Genomic DNA, 2,050 nt, shown 5'->3' with positions numbered 1-2,050 from the left:
TAGTTGGGGGTTTCCCCCTGTGAGAGTAGGACGCCGCCAAGCCATTTAAAAGATCAGCCATCCGGCTGGTCTTTTTTTGCGTCTTTTAATGATAAAAGTATCGAAAAAAGTAATGAAGCCATTAAAAGTGGAAATAATTCTACTTTTTTCTTCTATTATTATATTGTTAGAATTTAGGGGCGCCTGATCTTTGAATTGTTGTGACATAAGGGGAGAGCCAAGATAGAAGGTGTCAGAATTAGAAAAAACACAAATGATAAATAGTTTCAGGAGGCAATAGTAGAATTAGCCCCATTAATTACCTCAGAAGAGAATAAAGAGATACGGAAGACCATAAATCCCAGTTCATCATTGTCCATGGGATACGAAAAAACTTTAGATAGTCTTAACTGAAGACGCTCAAGTTACTTGAAAGAAAAGGCTTGAAAGTCCTTAGGTCTTTATGGGTATACTCCATATCTTTAAAACGTGGGACAACGAGCATTACGCAAGCACATATCAGCAACACCACAGACTGCTTTTACTTCTGTCTATAGTTTGTTCTTGGGCACTCGACAAGCGGCACTGGCGGATACAAGTAGATATCCCTTTCTTGATACAATTGAAAAAACAAACAAAAATGCATGTTGGATTGATATCTAATATTTTTGAATGCTGTATAAAGGACTATTTTATAAGTTTGACACTTGGAAGTTGACGAATCGTTAATGATAGAAAATACTCCGACACGAGAGGGAGGGTTATAGGCTGTATTGAAGTCTTTAATAATCCTGATCCCCTAAAACAATTTTTTGCTTTAGCGGCTTAATTGCTTTCGGCGTTATGCAAGGGTTAAGGATGAAAGGGTTGATTCCTGATCAAGATATAGACATCGGAGGATTCGATAATTTCCAGTCGCAGAAATCAATGATCCTCCATTAACAACTGTTTCTTCATTTCCTCAACGTATGGGGAAAGAAGCTGCGAATCTTTTGTACCAAAAAATGGTGAATATTGATCATGAACAACAGCGTATTATATTAAATCCTGAACTGATTATAAAATCCTCCTAAAAAGAAAAAAAGGTGATTAGTTTACAGGAAGAGGGAGTATCTCTTATCGCTGTATTCTTTTCATCTTTTTTATTATTCTTTTCTAGGTTTTATTGGGCAATCAACTAATGGAATTACTTAAGTGGTTCGTAAATATCCCAGGCGACTTTCAATGAATCAACAATATAATCTGCTACCTCTTCGACATCAAGGTCATTCATATTCACTTTTGAATGATGATAGGAGTATATTTCCTGTCTGGTATTAAAAAGTTCTTCTATTTCTTCAAGGCTTCGACTTTGTAACACTGGTCTACTATCAATAAGCAACCCTATTCTCTCTTTCCAATAATCCCAAGATAAGTCAAGGTAGAAGACAATGCAATTAGATAAACAGATATTCCGTATATCCTCTTGTAAAAATGCCCCTCCTCCGACTGAAATGATTTTCAATTGTTGTTGACTAAAGCTTTCAATCACACTTTTTTCTTTTTCGCGAAAAGTTTTTTCCCCAAACTTCTTGAATATTTCCGTGGTGGGCATATTGAATTCCTTTTCAATTTCTTGATCTATATCAATAAAGTCCCTATATAATTTCCTCGCTACTTTCTGTCCGATCGTCGTCTTTCCTACACCCATAAAGCCAATAAAAACGATACTTTGCATCCTTAAAGATGTGTTTTTATTAATCATTTATAAATTCCTCCTTTTATAATGATTAAAAGTCTATCCTGAAATTTTTAAAATATATTTATTATAGTATAAGGAAGTAAAATTGTAAAAAATTATTTAATATTTGGACAACGGTAGTGCGTGATATAAGCGGTTATTTCTAAAATCGTTAACCAGTGTTAAAGGAACAACATTTTAGTATTCGATAAACATCTCATTATCATTTATTTAGATTATCATGCCATACCTTGTTAGGTTGATTGGTCTTTTGGAAAGGCTGTTTTCACATACTTTGTTGCTATTTACCAGGTAGTGAGTTGTGGTTGATTTCCCCTCCAGATGCTCGCT

Annotated in this window: 2 protein-coding genes; one reads left to right on the top strand and one right to left on the bottom strand. The window is 34.7% G+C overall.

From position 1 onward, the window contains the following. Positions 1 to 902 precede the first annotated feature (902 nt). Entirely contained in the window at positions 903 to 1,052 is a 150-nt protein-coding gene (locus ACFX4X_RS25395; RefSeq protein WP_377387636.1) for a substrate-binding domain-containing protein, read from the top strand. 113 nt (positions 1,053 to 1,165) lie between these two features. Here ACFX4X_RS25395 and ACFX4X_RS25390 read toward each other — a convergent pair whose 3' ends face one another. Next, entirely contained in the window at positions 1,166 to 1,723 is a 558-nt protein-coding gene (locus tag ACFX4X_RS25390; RefSeq protein ID WP_061461263.1) for a shikimate kinase, read from the bottom strand. Between the last annotated feature and the right edge of the window lie 327 nt (positions 1,724 to 2,050).

The organism is Peribacillus sp. YIM B13481 (assembly GCF_042787985.1).
In the GTDB taxonomy this organism is placed as follows: Bacteria; Bacillota; Bacilli; order Bacillales; family DSM-1321; genus Peribacillus; species Peribacillus simplex_A.
This window is presented reverse-complemented; position numbering and strand designations above follow the sequence as displayed.